We start from the raw sequence: 17107 nt of genomic DNA, 5'->3' as shown, positions 1-17107 counted from the left end.
GTCTCGGCGGACGAGTGCGCGCCAGCCGAGACCGCACTGTATGACTGAGGGTGTGCGCATCGACCTCCACACCCATTCCACCGCCTCCGACGGCACCGACACCCCCGCCGAACTGGTGCGTCATGCCGCGGCGGCCGGTCTCGACGTCGTCGCGATCACCGACCACGACACCACCGGCGGCTGGGCCGAGGCCGAGGCCGCCCGCCCACCCGGGCTCACATTGGTGCGTGGCATGGAGATGTCGTGCACGGGCATGGGGGAGGACGGCCACCCGGTGCCGGTGCACCTGCTGGCGTATCTGTTCGACCCCACCGACCGCGGTTTCGCCACCGAACGCGAGCGGTTGCGCGCCGAGCGGGTGGCCAGGGTGCGGGCGATGGCCGACAAGATGGCCGCCGACGGACTGCCGATCGATCCCGACGCGGTGATGGCGAGCGCCGGTCCCGCCGTGGGCAGGCCGCATCTGGCGCAGGCACTGGTCGCGGCCGGAGTGGTCGAGAGCGTGAACGCCGCGTTCATCGATCTACTCGCCCCGCACGGGCCGTACTACGCCGAGAAGGCCGACACCCCGCTGACCAGGGCGGTGCAGTTGATCGCGGCCGCGGGCGGGGTCAGCGTGATCGCCCATGCCCGCGCGCGCACCCGGGGCAGGCTGCTTGCGCTCGACGAGATCAGGGAGCTGGCCGGGCTCGGCCTCGGCGGGCTCGAGATCGACCACCCGGATCACAGCGCCGCCGATCGCCTTGTGCTGACCGGACTTTCGCGGGAATTGGGCCTTGTCCGCACCGGCTCGTCGGACTATCACGGCAGCAACAAGACCATCGAGATCGGCGCGTGCGCCACCGATCCCGAGCAGTACGAAGCGCTCATCGACAAGGCGAGCGGGACGCCGGTGATCGCCCCGTGACGCTGGTGCGCACGGTCAGCGGTGTGGTGGCAGGCGGGGTGCTCGTGCTGCTGTGCGTGGTCGTCGGCGCGGCCGTGATCGGCTCGCGCCGCGACTTTCCCGGGCCAGGCGGTGAATCACTGACATGGCATTTCGTGGCCGCGGCGGTGGTGGTCGTTGCCCAGGTGTTCGCCGATCGGCGGCGCGGGATATCGGCACTGCTCGGATCCGCGGCGGTCTTGGTCACGGCCGGTGTATTGCTTTGGACACAATGGTGGGGTTGACGGACCCGTAATGGTTGCGGACGGGTGAACTGTGCCCGAATATTTCTGTTTGTGACCAGCATCGAAACGGATGTCCTGATCCTCGGCGGTGGACCCGCCGGGCTCTGGGCCGCCGTCTCGGCCGCGGCGACGGGCGCGCGGGTGGTGCTGGTCGACAAGAGCCGCTGCGGCTCCAGTGGTCCCACCGTGTACGGCACCACCGTGCTCTGGGATATTCCGCCCGGTCCCGGCCGCGCCGAGGCGGTCGAGAAGGTGTTCGTCGGTGGCGGCGGTCTCGGTGATCGGGCCTGGCTGCACCGCGTCGTCGACGAGACCCACCGGCGATTGCAGACCTGGTCGGGCACCCGCCACCGCGTGCCCGACCCGAACGGCGACCCGGCCCACGTGCATTTCGACGGCGCGAGCTACCTGCGCAGACTTCGTCGCGGCGCGCTGGAGGCGGGCGTGCGCATCCTCGATCATCATCCGGCGCTGCAACTGCTCGTCGATCCGGCGGGCACGGTGGTCGGGGCCGCGGGGGTCCAGCGCCACAACAAGTTTCGGCCGTGGGCCATCCGGGCAGGCGCGGTCGTGGTCGCCACCGGTGGCTGTGCCTTCCTGTCCGGGGGTGCGGGAACCGAGGTGAGCACCGGCGAGGGCCTGCTGATGGCGGCCGAGGCCGGTGCCGAACTGTGCGGGATGGAATTCTCCAGCGCGTACGGACTGGCACCGGTGCTGTCGCGAGTGCATCCGCATCCGGCGGTCGCGCCCGGTCTGTCGGTGCATTTCGCGGCCCTCTACGACGAAGCGGGCGCCGAACTGCCCGACCGGTATCCGGCGGCACTTGCCGCCATCGCGGACGGTCGGCGGGTCTTCGCCGCACTGAACGAGGTGCCCGACACCGTCCGGCACTGGCTGAGCAGACACGGCGCCGTCGATGCCACGGGACGGGTTCCCGTGCGGGCGGTGCTGGAGGGAACCATCCGCGGCGCGGGTGGACTCGCTCTCGCCGACACCGCTTGCTCGACGACGATCCGCGGTCTGTTCGGTGCGGGCGATGTGACGGGCAGGCAGGTGGTCACCGGAGCGGCGGGCGCCGGCGGCGGCCTCAACGGTGCGTGGGCGCTGGCCTCTGGCACCTGGGCTGGGCACGGTGCCGCCGCGTTCGCGGTCGCCAACGAACGGGCGAGCAGCGCGCGCCCCGTGCCCGGCGCCGGCCTCGGTCCCCATGCCCACATCGATCCGCGTTCGGTGGTCGGCCTGGTGCAGGAACACACGCTGCCGTTGCGCCGCAGCTACCGGCGTAGCGCGGGCAGCCTCGGCGACAGCATCGCCGAACTGGACGCCATGTGGCCCGGCGCGCAGTTCGAACTCGGCGGCCTCGGCGTCGGGCAGTTGCGGGCACGTCAGGCGGCGGCCTTGCTCGCCGTCGCCCGGTGGGCGGGCTACAGCGCGCTCGTGCGCGCCGAGAGTCGCGGTATCCACCGTCGCATCGACCACCCCGCCGCGCGCTCGGACTGGCTGGTCCGGCTGCGCTGTGGTGGGCTCGACGACGTGTGGGTGCGTCGCGAGGAATGGCCGGAGCCACTCGGTGGCGAGCTCACCGCGGCTACCCCCGCCACGGTGTGAGAGTTCACCGGATGTTACCGCTGTGCTGCGAGTTTTCGCTTACGCCACGGCAATTCGACACGGCTACGCTCGACACATGACGCAGTTTGTCAATCGACGCACCATGCTGGCAGAATGTTGCGGATTCCCTTCCCTTGCCACCGCCGGGATCGGGGACATCGGCGACCTTCCGCCGTGCGACGCACCGTCGCAGCGTCGGTCGACCCGTTCTGCTCGCCCGGACACACCCGTCCGGTTCCGCTCGGCGGATCAGTGCCGCGCCACGCGTACCGGTAGCCACCGCGAAACGCGTGCGGTCGCGCACCCGATGAGTGCTGTAGCGATCCGACGTCGTAGAAATCCGGCGTCTGAAAATTCGTAGTTCCGATATACCCGGCGGTAACCGTCCCCCGGTTGAGCCCGACTCGAGCAGGAGTGAAATCGTGTCACCTGTGACTGACGCACCGAATGCCACCGCGGCGCCCAAGGCCGATGACGCAGCGAGCCTAGCTGCCATCACCAACGACGAGATCTTCGCGGGCCACCTCGGCGGCAAGCTGTCGGTCGAGCTGAGCGCCCCCCTCGAGACCCAGCGCGATCTGTCCATCGCCTACACCCCCGGTGTCGCCCAGGTCAGCCGTGCGATCGCCGAGGACGCCGCGCTCACCAAGCGCTACACCTGGACCGACCGCCTCGTGGTCGTGGTCAGCGACGGCACCGCCGTGCTCGGCCTCGGCGACATCGGCCCGCGCGCCTCGCTGCCCGTGATGGAGGGCAAGGCCGCGCTGTTCAAGAAGTTCGCGGGCCTGAACTCGATCCCGCTGGTGCTCGACACCACCGACCCCGACGAGATCGTCCAGACGCTGATCCACCTGCGTCCGAGCTTCGGCGCGGTGAACCTGGAAGACATCTCCGCCCCGCGCTGCTTCGAGATCGAGCGCCGCGTCATCGAGGCGCTCGACTGCCCGGTCATGCACGACGACCAGCACGGCACCGCCATCGTGGTGCTGGCCGCCCTCAAGGGCGCGGCCGCGGTGCAGGGCCGTGACATGTCGGCGCTCAAGGTCGTCGTCTCCGGTGCCGGTGCGGCCGGTGTGGCCTGTGCCGACATCCTGATCGCCGCCGGCGTCCCCGACGTCGTCGTGCTCGACTCCAAGGGCATCGTCAGCGCCGGTCGCGACGGTCTCAACGGTGTGAAGGCCGACCTGGCCGCCCGCTCCAACCCGCGTGGCCTGACCGGTGGCCCGGCCGACGCGCTGGCCGGTGCCGATGTGTTCCTCGGCCTGTCCGCCGGCACCATCGGAGAAGAGCTCATCGCCTCGATGGCGCCGGAGGCGATCGTGTTCGCCATGTCCAACCCGGATCCGGAGATCCACCCCGACGTGGCCGCCAAGTACGTGGCGATCGTGGCGACGGGCCGCAGCGACTTCCCGAACCAGATCAACAATGTGCTCGCCTTCCCCGGCGTGTTCAAGGGTGCGCTCGATGCCGGTGCCCGCCGGATCACCGAGGGCATGAAGGTCGCCGCCGCGAACGCCATCTTCGGTGTCGTCGCCGACGAGCTCGCCGTCGACAAGATCATCCCGAGCCCGCTCGATCCGCGCGTGGCTCCGGCTGTGGCCGAGGCCGTCGCGGAAGCCGCGCGCGCCGAGGGTGTCGCCTAGTTTGCTGCTGACAGCGCCCCCGTTCCCACCGGAGCGGGGGCGCTGTCACGTGTCTGGGATCATCGAACGATGACCACGATCACCGTGCAGCTCCCCGACGAGGTCTACGAACAGCTGGCCGCCGGGGCCGAGGCCGATGGTGTGTCGGTGAATGTGGCGATGGTGCTGGCTGCGCAGGAATGGGTCCACGCGCAAGCTCAGCGTTCCCGCGGTCGCGCCAGGATGCAGGAAGTGCTGGCCGACGACCCGCACCTGCGCGCACTACTCGGCGACGACTGACGCTGTAGGACCGGCCTGATCGTGCAAAACGGCTCGTTCCAGTCAGAATTCTGAGTGTGCGGCGCTCGATTGCACGATTACGCCGGGGGAGGCAGGGCGCGTGACTCGGCCGGATCCTGGCACGCTGGCCCAGACCGCCACCGCGAGCAGCCCGTCGAGCGCCAGCGCCAGCGCCGCCACCAGCAGCGCACCGACCAGCACCAGGTCGTACCGGTAGAGGCCGAGCCCGTCGAAGATGTATCGGCCCAGCCCGCCGAGGTTGACGTAAGCCGCGATCGTCGCGGTGGCGACAACTTGCAAAGTCGCGCTGCGCAAGCCGCCGAGCAGCACCGGCATCGCATTGGGCACCTCGACCCGGAACAGGATCTGGCGCTCCGTCATCCCCATCGCCCGTGACGCGTCGACCACATCGGCTCCCACATTCGCGATCCCCGCATAGGCACCCGCCAGCAGCGGTGGAATACCGACGGTGATCAGGGCCAGCAGCGGCGGGATCAGCCCGAGCCCGAGTCCGAGCACCAGAAAGGTGAGCAGGCCCAGCGTCGGCAGCGCTCGCATGGCATTGGCGAAGCCGACCATCACCGCGCTGCCGCGACGCGTGTGCCCGATGACCAGCCCGAGCGGCACCGCGATCACCGCCGACAACGCCACCGCCAGGAAGCTGTACCAAAGATGTTGCAGCAGGCGATGTTCGATGCCGGTGGGGCCGCCCCAGTTGGCGCCGTCGCTGAGGTAGTTCCAGGCCTCGATGAACAGGTTCACGACCGCGCCCCTTTCACCCGCGCGTCGGCACGGGTCCACGGGGTCGCGAGGGTACCGAGCAGGAACACCAGTCGATCGAAGATCAGTGCCAGCACCAGGGTGACGATGATGCCTGCGATGATCTGGTCGGGGTAATCACGCTGATAGCCCTGTGTGAACAGCTTCCCGAGCCCGCCGACGCCGATCAGCGCGCCCACCGACACCATCGCGATATTGGTGACCACCACCACGCGCAACGAGGCGGTGAAAACCGGTAGCGCCAACGGCATATCGACGGTGACGGTGCGTCGCAACCGTCCGAATCCGATCGCGTCGGCGGCATCGACCACGCTGGCGGGCACCGTATCCAGCGCCATCGGCACCGCGATCAGCAGCAGCGCGGTCGAATACACGGTGAGCGCGATGATCACATTGAGCGGGTCGATCATCGAGATGCCGATCAGCGGCGGAATGATCACGAACAACGCGAGCGATGGGATGGTGTAGGCCAGGCTCGACATCGTGGTGGTGATCCGGCGAGCCCAGCGGTTTCCGCGCACCAGCGCGCCCACCGGGACCGCGATCACCAGGCCGATCAGCAGGGGAACCAGTGCGAGCACCAGGTGGGTGCGGGTGATCGCCATGATGTCGGCGAAGTTGTCGATCAGATATCTCACGACGTGCCCTTGGCGAAGAACTCCTGATTGCGTTCGGCGTCCGCGGTTGCCCGCTGTCGCGCGAGCTGGGTCAGCACGTCGGTGGCGAGCAGCCCGCCGCGCACGGCACCCGCCTCGTCCACGGCGACGCCGATGCCAGCGGGCGAGGAGATGGCCGCGTCCAGCGCCTGACGGAGGTCGCCGTCCGGGGTGAACAGCGAACCACCGGCGGATACGCTGGAGTCCAAGGGTTTTCCCGCGCGCACTCGCTCCACGCCGGTGACATCGATCCAGCCGCCCGGCTTGCCGAAGGCATCGACGACCAGCGCCCATTCGCCTTGGGTGAGCCGCAATCCGGCGATGTCGTCGGGCTCGATCATCCGAATCGGTGCCAGCGCGACAGCTTCGGCGCTACGGAACGAAAGCCCTCGATAGCCGCGGTCCCTCCCGACGAACCTGGCGACGAAATCTGTCGCGGGCTGGGCCAGTACGCGCTCCGGCGTGTCGTATTGCTGCAACACCCCACCGCGTCCGAACACCGCGATCTTGTCGCCGAGGGTGATCGCCTCGTCGATATCGTGGGTGACGAACACGATCGTCTTGTTCAGCTCCGCTTGCAGGCGCCGCATCTCCGATTGCAGCTCGGCGCGCACCACCGGGTCGACCGCGCTGAACGGTTCGTCCATCAGCAGCACCGGCGGATCCGCGGCCAGCGCCCGCGCCACCCCGACCCGCTGCTGCTGTCCACCCGAGAGTTGCGACGGATACCGCTGCGCCAGACCGCGATCCAGCCCCACCCGGTCCATGACCTCCAGCGCCGCCGCGCGGGCGGCCTTGCGTGATTGCCCGAGCAGGATCGGCACGGTCGCCACATTGTCGACCACCTTGCGGTTGGGCAGCAGCCCGCCGCTCTGGATCACGTAGCCGATGCCGAGGCGCAGTTTCACCGGATCGACGGCCGCGATGTCGCGTCCGTCGATGGTGATGGTGCCCGCGGTGGGGTCGACCATCCGATTGATCATCCGCATCGAGGTGGTCTTGCCGCAGCCGGACGGCCCGACGAAGACGGACAACGATCCCGAGTCGATGTGCAGGTTCAGGTCGCGCACCGCGTGTGTGCCGTTCGGATAGGTCTTGTCGATACCGCGGAATACGATGTCGGACAATATTTTTCTCCTCGAGGCGCGAACACGCCTAGCCGATGGGGGAGTTCAAACCCTTCGCTGTGATCCAGGCGAGCGCGGCGGCCTTCGGTTCGATCTTGCTGTCGCCCGAGACGGCCGTGTTCAGCGAGATCAGCTCGGTGGTGGTCAGTTTGGCCGATACCGCGTCGAGCACGGCGACGGCCTTGTCGGTCTTCTTCGCCGCATTGAACAGCGGCACCACGTTCTGCGCCGCGAAATTGTGCTGAGGATCGGCGAGCACGACCAGGTCGTTCTCGGCGATGGCCTGCGAGGTGGTGAAGATGTCGGCCGCGGTCACCTGGCCATCGACCAGCGCGCGCACCGTCGCGGGGCCACCGCCGTCGGCGATCGGCACGAAATTGGCGTCGCTGATGTCGAGTCCGTAGGTCTTCTTCAAACCTGGCAATCCGCCCGGACGCTGCGCGAATTCGGCCATCCCACCGAACTTCACCTCGGCCGAGTGCGGCGCGAGGTCGGCGATGGACTTCAAGCCCCATGTGTCGGCGGTGGCGCGGGTGACGACCACCGCGTCGGAATCCTCGCCGGGGGCGGGTGTGGCGATGGCGAGGTCGTCGCCGAGCGCCTTGGTGAGTGCGGCGTTCACCTCGGGCGCGGCGGTGGCCGTGGCGTCTTTGTCGAGGTATTGCAGCAGGTTGCCGGTGTATTCCGGGATCAGCGAGATCGCGCACTGGCGCAGTGCGGGAATGTAGGCCTCGCGAGAGCCGATATCGAACTTGGTGTCGACCTTGAAGCCGTTGATCCGCAGCACCTCGGTGTAGATGTTGGCCACGGTCTCGGACTCGGGGAAGTTGGCCGACCCGACGATCAATGCGTCGCTCGCGCAATCCCCCTTCGCGGCAAGCGGATCGCTGGTGCCACAGGCGGCGACGATCATGGCGGCGGCCAGCGCCACCGCGGCGACCAGTACCCGGCCCGCCCGCACTGCGAGGCGGCGTGCCGGTCGACGTTGTCCTGGTGATGAGGAGGCGAAGGCGGTTTTCACTGGTGTCCTTCCGGCAAAGGCGGGCAGTGCGCTGTGCGTGCGACCCGGGGGCCACAGGTACATTCTGGTAGTTCATACTGCCCGCCGTCGGGCCGAATTGCGCGGGTTGACGGCAAATACAGAAAGTTGGTGTCGCCGGATGCACTCGGTCGCCGTGCGTCGAACCGCCGCCGCGATCCTGGCCGCAGCCTGCGCTTTCACCACTATTTCCTGCGCCTCCGACGACGCGAAGCCGGTGGTTGCGGTGGGCGCGGATTCGTCGACGGAATCGGTTCTGCTCGCCGAGATCTATTCCCAGGCACTGGCCCGCACGGGCACCGAATCCACCGTCGTCACCGGATTGACCACCCCACTCGCCGATCTCGACGCAGGCCGCATCGCGGTCCTACCCGCCCGCAACGGCGCCCTCCTCGACCGCTGGAACCCGGCCTCCCCGGCCCGCAAACCTGACGAGGTCGTCGCCGCAGTCAACGCCGCACTCCCACAGGGCCTTTCGGTAACCGACGCCGCGGACGGCACCGACCTACGCCCCCGCGACGCCCTCCCCGGCCCCGACTACACCTTCCGCGCCCAGAACATCCTCGCCCTCTACCGCACCGGCATCTTCGACCGCCAACAGCTGAAAAAGCTCAACTACGTGGCAGGCGAACTGACCACCGAGGGCCTGATCGAGTCGATCAACCAGATCGAAACCGGCACCCGCCCCGCCGACGCAGCCAGATCCTGGCTGGACGCCCACAGCCTGTAGGCGAGGAGATGGTGCTCGTCCGCGGCGAACGTCAGCCACAGGGCCACCTACCGGGCTCGGGCTAGGCTGAACCGGCCGAAGGCTGGCGATGTCGACGCTTGGGGAGTGAATGGTCGTGTGGACGAAGGTATTTCGATGCATTTCGGTTCTTGTTCTGCTGATGGTGCCCACGGTCGGCGTTGTCGCTCACGCTGAACCAGAATTGCCGCAACAGGACTCGGTGCTCATTACCCTGCCGGAACCATCTGGTGCCGAGGCAATCGGTGTAACAGACATGCATTTGGTCGATTCCTCACGGCGCGATCCGTACAAGCCGAGCGCGCCGCGCGAATTGATGGTGAGCATCTGGTATCCCGCCGCCGATGTGGCGGGAGCGCCTGCGCGGCCTTGGCTTTCTCCCAGTCTCACTCGGATCTATGCCGACAGTCTCGCTCAGATCGGGGCAGCGTCGACGGAGCGATTGACGATCGCGCCCAGCCACGGCCACCTCGGCGCGCCCGCGGAGATCTCTCGTGGGCCGCGCCCGATCGTTGTGTTCTCGCCGGGTATGGGCATGCCGCGTGAGCTGAGTACAGCGCACGTCGAAGACCTTGCCAGCCACGGTTTTGTTGTGGTCACCCTGAGTCACACCTACGAATCATTGGCGACGGAATTCCCCGGCGGGCGGATCGAACGCAGCCTCCTGCCGCCGACCACCGATCCCGGCGAAGTCGAGGCTCAGGGCGCTATCGCGATAGAGACGCGGGTAGCCGACACGCGGTTCGTGCTCGACAGGCTCGCCGACATCACCGCGGGGAACAACCCGGATGCCGACCAGCACCCGCTGCCCGCGAACCTCGCCCGCGTACTCGATGTATCGAAGGTCGGGATGTTCGGACATTCCCTCGGCGGCGCCACCGCGGCCCAGGCAATGCACGACGACCGCCGGATCGCGGCGGCAGCCAACCTCGATGGCCGTCTCTGGGGCTCGGTTGTCACCGACGGGCTGGACCGCCCTTTCATGCTCATCAACGGTGAGGGCCACGACCGTGACGACGTCCCGAGCTGGAAACAGTTCTGGGCAACCAGTCACGGCCCGAAACTGAATTTCCGCCTCAACGGCGCACAACATCAGTCGTTCTGCGACACCCAGTTGATCGCCGCACCATTGGTCGCCGCGGGCCTCATCCCCTCCGCTGCCGCGTCGCAGGTCGTCGGCACCATCGATCCGCGCAAGTCACTCGATGTGCAACTCGACTACCTGCGCAGCTTCTTCGATACGACGCTCGGTCGATACGACGACCTCGCCCAGCTACCGGCCACCTTGCTGCACCCGGAAATGGTCCTGGTCCCGTAGGAACACCACCACCGAGCACGACCCGGCACCGCCCTGGACGGGTCGTCGCTGGACGACTACGGATCGACATGGCGTCGGTGAAGTCCGCAACGATCTTCCGTCACGATCGGGCTTTACCGATACATGCCTGGATGGCCGTATACGGCGAAATCACCGTCCAATTGATGCACGATTCGATAGGCCCGCGCAGAAGGTCGGCCCGCGATAAGCAGCGACTCGCTGATCGCGATGAGCCGAACCCGCGGAGGACGTTCGGAGACCTCCACGTCGATGCGCAAATCTGTAAAGCTCTCAGCAGCGTTGTCCGCCAGGAGCTTTGCGATCCAACCGCGCAGGTCGCCCGCGGCCACTACAAGCACTGCCCTCGCACCCCAAGCGTCCGCGACCTTCGCGAAGTCGCGCTGAATATCCTCGGCTTCGCCGGGAGGTAGCTGCCGCGCGGCCATGACGACCTTGTCCGCTTGTGCGCCGACCGGATCCGAGATTTCCTCGTCTCGAACGACTTCGCCCGTTCGCCTCGACGTCTGTCGTACACGCACGAGTTGATCGCCCTGAAAGACGAGATCGGTGTTGTAGCCGCGCGGTTTGTTGGAATAGCTCCAGAAGCGCTGACTGGGCAACTTCCCGTCCGTGACGACGACTGTGAAACTCGCGAGGATCTCTTCGGTGCTCACCTGCTTGTTCGTATACCCCAGCAGCGCAACAACTTCCGATTCCATCATTCCGAGCGCGACCTGTTCGTCAACGGCGTTGCTTCGTTTCCGAAGCTCGGTTCTAGCGGTGCCGAGCAGTATGACTGCCAATATGACAACGATGATGGCTGAACCGACGAGGAACTGACCGGACGACATGATGGTTTCACCTCGGCTGTGAGTGTTCGTGGCCACCCGAGTTGGGCGTGTCATGCCCGTACGAATGGGCGAGCCAACCAGCTCGCTTTTCCCGGCCTCGCAACCACTTTCACGGTATTTCATCGTGATGAACGGCGCACCTGTTCGATCTATATCCGACCGGGTCCATCCCCTTCGGGGCGCCACCGCCCGCGGCTGAACGGAGTCCGGCACAGCCCGGCGTAGTGGTGTGCGACGTCGAGGTTCCCAACCGTGGCCGCACCTGTCAGATCGACGCCCCAGATCTGGACGCCGCAGCGCTACTACGCCGGCAATTCGCCCTTCTGCCCCGGCGCAGCCCACCGCCGGCTCGGCCAGGTTGCTCGAGACATGGCAATCGGTTGGTTTCAGCCTTGCCATGCTATGTCCCGCTCCGTATATTTCTACTGGAATATTTGGTCTGGAACATAGAGCTGGAGTGGAGGTGGCGGGGTGGGGCAGTCAGGGCGGAACGCGATGACACCGTTGGCTATCGCGGTGCTCGCGTTGCTCGATGAGCGGCCGATGCATCCGTACGAGATGTATCAGCTGTTGATCGCTCGGCGGGAGGATCTGCTGGTCAAGGTGCGGCCGGGGTCGCTGTATCACGTCGTTGCCCGGCTCGCCGATGACGAGATGGTGGCGGCGGAGGGGGTCGGTCGGGCCGGGAATCGGCCGGAGCGGACCACCTATCGGATCACTGATTCCGGGCGAACCGCGCTGCGCGGGCGGATCGCCGAGCTGCTGCGTACGCCGGTGCAGGAGTATCCGATCTTCCGGGTGGCGCTGGCCGAGGCGCACACCCTCCCGCAGGAGCAGGTCGTCGCGTTGCTCGAGGAGCGCGTGGAATACCTGAACCAGTCGCGGACCGACATGGACGCGCTGCTCGACTGGACGCGCAGCCGCGCCATCCCGCGCCGCTATTACGTTGTCCTGGAATACATTCGCGCCAATCTCCACGCCGAACTCACCTGGATCGAAGAGTTCGCCGCCGAACTCGGCAGCGGTGCCGTGCCATGGGAGCAGTTCGACCCCGACACCGGCGAACGGATCACCGACGATCACGCCCACGAATGGCCGCAGGGGGATCACCCCGACGCCGCGCCCCGGCCCCGCTGGGCTGCCCGAAGCTGAATCCCTCACCTCGATTGGAACGAATTCGATGACCACCCAACGTAATCCGTGGCTAGCGCTCTTCGCGCTTGTGGTCGGGTTCTTCATGATCCTGCTGGATATGACGATCGTCGCGGTCGCCAATCCGGCCATCATGACCGAGCTCAGCACCGATATCTCCAACGTCATCTGGGTTACCAGCGCCTACCTGCTCACCTACGCGGTGCCGCTGCTGGTCACCGGCCGTCTCGGCGACAAATTCGGGCCGAAGAACATCTACCTGATCGGCCTGGCGATCTTCACCGCCGCCTCGCTGTGGTGCGGCCTGTCCGGCAGCATCGGCATGCTGATCGCCGCCCGCGCCGCCCAAGGCATCGGCGCGGCGCTGATGACGCCGCAGACGATGGCCGTGATCACCCGCACCTTCCCGCCGGACAAGCGCGGTGCCGCGATGGGCCTGTGGGGCGGTGTCGCCGGGCTGGCGACGCTGATCGGCCCCATCCTCGGTGGTGTGCTGGTCGACAACCTCGGCTGGGAATGGATCTTCTTCGTCAACGTGCCGGTCGGCATCATCGCGTTCGGGCTGGCCGTGTGGCTGGTGCCCGCGCTGCCGACCAGCGACCACAAGTTCGACATCGTCGGTGTGATCCTCAGCGGAATCGGCATGCTCGCACTGGTTTTCGGTATCCAGGAAGGCAATTCGCAGGACTGGTCGTTGCGGATCTGGCTGTTGATCGGCTTCGGCGTGGTGATGCTGGTCGTGTTCGTGATCAACCAGGCGCGCAACAGAGGCGAACCGCTGGTGCCGCTGAGCCTGTTCCGTGACCGCAATTTCGCGCTGTCGAATCTGGCGATCGCCGCGATGGGCGCCGCGGTGACCTCGATGATGGTGCCCACGTACTTCTATCTGCAGTCGGTGCGCGAGATGTCGCCGACCGTCTCGGCGCTGGTCTTCGCGCCGATGGCGATCATCACCGGTTTCGCCGCGCCGTTCATCGGCAAGATCTCCGACCGGCTGCCACCGCGCCTGCTGCCGACCATCGGTTTCACCCTGTTCGCCGGTTCGGTCTTCATCTTCGGCGTGCTCATGACGCCGGATTCGTCGATCATCTGGTTCCTGATCGCCGCCGGCGTCGCGGGCCTCGCCAACGCCTGCATCTGGGCCCCGCTGGCCACCACCGCCACCCACAACCTGCCGGTCGCCCAGGCCGGTGCGGGCGCCGGCGTGTACAACACCACCCGTCAGGTCGGCTCGGTCCTCGGTAGTGCCGCGATCAGCGCCCTGATCGCCGCCCGCCTGACCGCCAACGGCCTCGGCGGTGGCGGCCCGGTCGGGGAGGGCGCGGCCACCGGCCCGCTCCCGCCCCAGATCGTCGACGAATTCAGCACCTCGCTGGCCCAGTCGATGATCCTGCCCGCCTCGATCCTGGTGATCGGCATCATCGCGTCAGCGCTGTTCGTCGGCCACGGTAGGTCCGGCGCAGGCAGGTCCGAACCCGCGAAAGCAGATGCGTCGGTCTGATCGCGAAGTACATCTGCCCGTTGCGCATTCGTGTGGGCGACGGGCAGACGGGCTCACAGCACCAGCTCGCTCAACCGCTTCCAGTCGATCTCGCCGCCCGACGGCGGCATCTTGCCGGCAACTGGGAGCCTCTCCGTGCGACGACAGCTACTGCACCTGGATGGTGAGGGTGGGGTAGCCCGTTGCGCCGTCGGGGATGACGTCTTGTTCGACAGCGGTTTGGGGCTGGCCGGTGGTGTCGGTGGTACGGGCGCGCAGGGTGTGCTGGCCGGGCGTGGCGTCCCAGTCGTAGACCCATTGGCGCCAGGTATCGGTGGTGACTTCGGTCGAAAGTCGGGCCGGGCGCCAGTCGCCGTTGTCGATCTGGACCTCGACGCCGGTGACACCGCGATGCTGGGCCCAGGCGACGCCGGCGATCACGGTGCGGCCCTGCGGGATTCGGCCACGGCCGCGTGGGGTGTCGATGCGGGTGCCGGTCTTGATCGGGCCCTGCGCCGACCAGCCGCGGCGGGTCCAGTAGGCGGTGGCCTGGTCGAAGCGGGTCACCTCGAGTTCGGTGACCCATTTGGTGGCGGAGACGTAGCCGTAGAGGCCGGGGACCACCAGCCGGGCGGGGTAGCCGTGCTGGACGGGCAGTGGTTCGCCGTTCATGCCGATGGCGAGGATCGCGTCGCGGCCGTCGGTGAGCACCGACAGCGGGCTGCCCGCGGTCCAGCCGTCCTTGCTGTGGGACAGCACCATGTCGGCATCGGGAAGCGGGCCTGCTTCGGCGAGCAGTTCGTCGAGGCGGTAGCCGAGCCAGCGGGCGTTGCCGATCAGGTCGCCGTTGATCGGGTTGGAGACGCAGGCCAACGTCACCAGGTGTTCCACCGGCGTGCGGCGCAGCAGATCGTCCCAGCTGAGCTGGATCTCGCGTTCGACCATGCCGTGGATGCGCAGAGACCAGGTGTCTGTGGATACCTGGGGAACGATCAGCGCGGTATCGATGCGGTAGAAGTCGCTGTTGGGGGTGATATACGAGGTGAGCCCGGGCAATCGTAGATCGGCGTCCGGCGGAAGGTCCGGCAATGGTGTTGCTGCCCTTGGCAATTCGACGGTCGCACGCTCGGCTGTGACATCGCGGCGGGCACCGCCGAACAGCCGCCCCGCGAGCCCGGCTCCGAGAGCCAACACCCCGGTCGCCGCGAGACCGCCGAGCACTCGCCTCCGCCCGGCGATCGATGTGCCGGTGGGCGATGGAATTCGATCGCCGCTCACGTCCGGCGTCGCAGTGGCCGCACTGGACGTGGCCGCCTCGCCTCGTGCCGAACCGGGGTATCTCGATGCAGTAGGTTTCGCCGCTGATCGCACTGAATCAGCTGCGTCGTCGATCCGCCGGGTCAGCCCTCGCAACGCGAGAATCCCGGCGGCAGTACCGATCAGCGCGGGCAGCGCACCGGAGAAACCGCCGATTCTGCCAGCGCCGACGGCGGCGGCAGCCACCCCGAAAATCGCGAATCCGACCGACCCGATCGGCCGGGCCGTCCGTTCCGCGACCCCGGCGAGCCCCGCGACGACGACCGCGACAATGCCCATACACACGAACAACACGGCCTTGTCGTTCGTCCCGAAGGTCGAGATCGCCCACTCCCTGATCCCATCGGGAGTGTGGTCGACCACCGTCGCCCCGAGCGCGTACGCGGGCGCACTGCCTGCCCCGGTGAACACCGCGACCAACTCCGCCACGCCGAGTACCAGCGCAGCGGCCACGATTCCGGCCACTGCCCGCAAGAACGCCATGAACTGAGCCTACGTCGCTACCTGCCGGCCGGGCTGAGTCGCGATCAGGAGGCCTTTCGGTGCCGGTACTCCTCAGCGGCCGCCAGCAGCACGGAGATCGGGACCGATTCCTCGTCGTCGCGGTTTCGTGAGATCATCGCCTCGATGGCTTCTCGCAACCACGCGCCGGTCGTAATGCCGCGAACCTTGGCGATTTCGCGGGCTTCTTCGAGTACGGCGGCGGGCATGCGAACGCTGTATGAAGCCATCGCGCTACCGGGGGCGTTGCCAGGGTGTGCCGTCAGATCAGCGTTTTCGATCTCGTCCGCGATGTCGTTGTTGTCGTAGTAGTCGCGTGCTTTGTCTAGATCACCCATAGTCATCTCGCTTTCCGGGTGTACACGCGCCGCTCTGCGTCGGTCATGTCGCGAGCAGTTGCGACATAGGCGCGACCGTCGTAGGCGGACGCGAACACGACCAGCAGGTACCGGCCGTGATACGTGCGACCGAGGAGCAGTGTGGTGCCTTCTCGGCCGGGCATCGTGTGGAACGGCCGCTCAGTTGCCTCCCTCACCTCGTGCGGCTCGACTTGGTGTCGAGCGATATGAGCTTCTGACGCGGGTGTCCACAGGATGTCATCGAACACGACACAGCGTACCACGATCGTAATGCGATGAGGTCGGGCTGTCGGCGCGCCGGTGGCCGAGGCGCTGGTGAACGTTCGCGGTCGGTAGTCTGCGCGGCATGACAGCACGTTCCTTCTCGCGATTCGTGTCTGCAGTCTTCTTGGCAGCCGCGATTCCCCTGGTATCGCCCATCCAATCCGCTACCGCCGCGCCCTGTTCCGATATCGAGGTGGTGTTCGCTCGCGGGACCGCCGAGCCGGGTGGCGAACTCGGTCTGACCGGTATTTCCTTCGTCGAAGCGCTGCGCGCGAACGCGGGCGGGCGCTCGGTCGGCTCGTACGGCGTCGACTATCCGGCCAGCAGCGACTTCACCGATCGGCTCGCCTTCGCGCACACCGTCGTGCGGGGGATCAGCGATGCCCAGCGCCGCGTCGAATACATCGCGGCGAACTGCCCCAACGCGCGGATCGTCCTCGGCGGGTACTCCCAGGGCGCGGCGCTGGCCGGGTTCGCGACCGGCGTCGATGTGCCCGACGGCGTGCCGCCGGAGTACGAGATGTATCTGCCCGAGCCGATGGCGGCCGAGGTGGCCGAGCATGTCGCGGCGGTCGCGTTGTTCGGCAAACCGTCGGATCGGTTCATGCGCGACGCCGACGCGCCCCCGGTCTCGATCGGCGCGCTCTACAAGGACAAGACCATCGACCTGTGTATCGACGCGGACAACATCTGCGACGGTTCCCCACTCGCCCAACCCAATGCCCTGCACACGCTCTACGGCATCAACGGAATGACCGTCACCGCAGCACAATTCGCGGCGCAACGGTTCTAGACAGCCGAAAGGCCGGTTGCGG

General features: G+C 67.3%; 17 protein-coding genes. 10 read left to right on the top strand and 7 right to left on the bottom strand.

The window, feature by feature from the left end; genetic code table 11:
- Positions 1–52 precede the first annotated feature (52 nt).
- The 5 genes from ACFXKN_RS16735 to ACFXKN_RS16715 all read left to right on the top strand — a co-directional run bounded on the left by ACFXKN_RS16735 (position 53) and on the right by ACFXKN_RS16715 (position 4700).
- A complete protein-coding gene (locus ACFXKN_RS16735; protein ID WP_379433352.1) occupies positions 53–907 on the top strand; it encodes a PHP domain-containing protein in 855 nt (284 codons plus the stop codon).
- Positions 904–1170, top strand: coding sequence for a hypothetical protein (locus tag ACFXKN_RS16730; RefSeq protein WP_379433332.1), 267 nt, complete (start codon positions 904–906; stop codon positions 1168–1170). Before ACFXKN_RS16735 ends, ACFXKN_RS16730 begins: the two co-directional genes overlap by 4 nt.
- 51 nt (positions 1171–1221) lie before the next feature.
- Positions 1222–2778 carry an FAD-binding protein gene (locus ACFXKN_RS16725; protein WP_378940517.1) on the top strand — a complete coding sequence of 519 codons (1557 nt, stop codon included), beginning with the start codon at positions 1222–1224 and terminating at the stop codon, positions 2776–2778.
- Between the two features lie 422 nt (positions 2779–3200).
- Positions 3201–4421, top strand: a complete 1221-nt coding sequence (locus ACFXKN_RS16720; RefSeq protein WP_378940516.1) for an NADP-dependent malic enzyme — start codon at positions 3201–3203, stop codon at positions 4419–4421.
- Between the two features lie 69 nt (positions 4422–4490).
- Positions 4491–4700 (top strand): hypothetical protein, encoded by a 210-nt coding sequence (locus ACFXKN_RS16715; protein WP_378940515.1) that lies wholly within the window; start codon positions 4491–4493, stop codon positions 4698–4700.
- A gap of 42 nt (positions 4701–4742) precedes the next feature.
- On the opposite strand, the gene ACFXKN_RS16710 is transcribed toward ACFXKN_RS16715, so the two are convergent.
- From ACFXKN_RS16710 to ACFXKN_RS16695, 4 genes are read right to left on the bottom strand one after another with little or no spacing between them, the layout of a single operon-like run.
- Positions 4743–5462 carry an ABC transporter permease gene (locus ACFXKN_RS16710; protein ID WP_378940514.1) on the bottom strand — a complete coding sequence of 240 codons (720 nt, stop codon included), beginning with the start codon at positions 5460–5462 and terminating at the stop codon, positions 4743–4745.
- Positions 5459–6118, bottom strand: coding sequence for an ABC transporter permease (locus tag ACFXKN_RS16705; protein WP_378940513.1), 660 nt, complete (start codon positions 6116–6118; stop codon positions 5459–5461). Before ACFXKN_RS16705 ends, ACFXKN_RS16710 begins: the two co-directional genes overlap by 4 nt.
- Positions 6115–7263, bottom strand: coding sequence for an ABC transporter ATP-binding protein (locus ACFXKN_RS16700; protein WP_379433331.1), 1149 nt, complete (start codon positions 7261–7263; stop codon positions 6115–6117). Before ACFXKN_RS16700 ends, ACFXKN_RS16705 begins: the two co-directional genes overlap by 4 nt.
- Positions 7264–7291: 28 nt before the next feature.
- Positions 7292–8224 (bottom strand): ABC transporter substrate-binding protein, encoded by a 933-nt coding sequence (locus ACFXKN_RS16695; protein ID WP_379433351.1) that lies wholly within the window; start codon positions 8222–8224, stop codon positions 7292–7294.
- 199 nt (positions 8225–8423) lie between these two features.
- Here ACFXKN_RS16695 and ACFXKN_RS16690 point away from each other — a divergent pair, with 199 nt between their 5' ends.
- Both ACFXKN_RS16690 and ACFXKN_RS16685 read left to right on the top strand, forming a co-directional pair.
- The gene (locus ACFXKN_RS16690; RefSeq protein ID WP_379433330.1) at positions 8424–9032 is read left to right on the top strand and encodes a hypothetical protein; all 609 of its coding nucleotides are present in this window, start codon (positions 8424–8426) and stop codon (positions 9030–9032) included.
- Between the two features lie 274 nt (positions 9033–9306).
- A complete protein-coding gene (locus tag ACFXKN_RS16685; RefSeq protein WP_378940510.1) occupies positions 9307–10368 on the top strand; it encodes an alpha/beta hydrolase family protein in 1062 nt (353 codons plus the stop codon).
- Between the two features lie 113 nt (positions 10369–10481).
- Here the strand turns inward: ACFXKN_RS16685 and ACFXKN_RS16680 are convergent, their stop codons facing one another.
- The gene (locus ACFXKN_RS16680; RefSeq protein WP_378940509.1) at positions 10482–11342 is read right to left on the bottom strand and encodes a hypothetical protein; all 861 of its coding nucleotides are present in this window, start codon (positions 11340–11342) and stop codon (positions 10482–10484) included.
- 372 nt (positions 11343–11714) lie between these two features.
- On the opposite strand from ACFXKN_RS16680, the gene ACFXKN_RS16675 reads away from it, so the two are divergent.
- Positions 11715–12371 (top strand): PadR family transcriptional regulator, encoded by a 657-nt coding sequence (locus ACFXKN_RS16675; protein ID WP_378940508.1) that lies wholly within the window; start codon positions 11715–11717, stop codon positions 12369–12371.
- Positions 12372–12399: 28 nt separating this feature from the next.
- Positions 12400–13872, top strand: a complete 1473-nt coding sequence (locus tag ACFXKN_RS16670; RefSeq protein WP_378940507.1) for a DHA2 family efflux MFS transporter permease subunit — start codon at positions 12400–12402, stop codon at positions 13870–13872.
- A gap of 147 nt (positions 13873–14019) precedes the next feature.
- Here ACFXKN_RS16670 and ACFXKN_RS16665 read toward each other — a convergent pair whose 3' ends face one another.
- Positions 14020–15651, bottom strand: a complete 1632-nt coding sequence (locus ACFXKN_RS16665) for a molybdopterin-dependent oxidoreductase (protein WP_379433329.1) — start codon at positions 15649–15651, stop codon at positions 14020–14022.
- Positions 15652–15695: 44 nt separating this feature from the next.
- Entirely contained in the window at positions 15696–16007 is a 312-nt protein-coding gene (locus ACFXKN_RS16660; protein WP_378940505.1) for a hypothetical protein, read from the bottom strand.
- 367 nt (positions 16008–16374) lie between these two features.
- On the opposite strand from ACFXKN_RS16660, the gene ACFXKN_RS16655 reads away from it, so the two are divergent.
- Complete coding sequence (locus ACFXKN_RS16655; protein WP_378940504.1) at positions 16375–17085, top strand: cutinase family protein; 711 nt, start codon at positions 16375–16377, stop codon at positions 17083–17085.
- Positions 17086–17107: the final 22 nt, after the last annotated feature.

The sequence above is a fragment of the Nocardia sp. NPDC059195 genome, assembly GCF_042754695.1.
Lineage (GTDB): Bacteria > Actinomycetota > Actinomycetes > Mycobacteriales > Mycobacteriaceae > Nocardia.
This window is presented reverse-complemented; position numbering and strand designations above follow the sequence as displayed.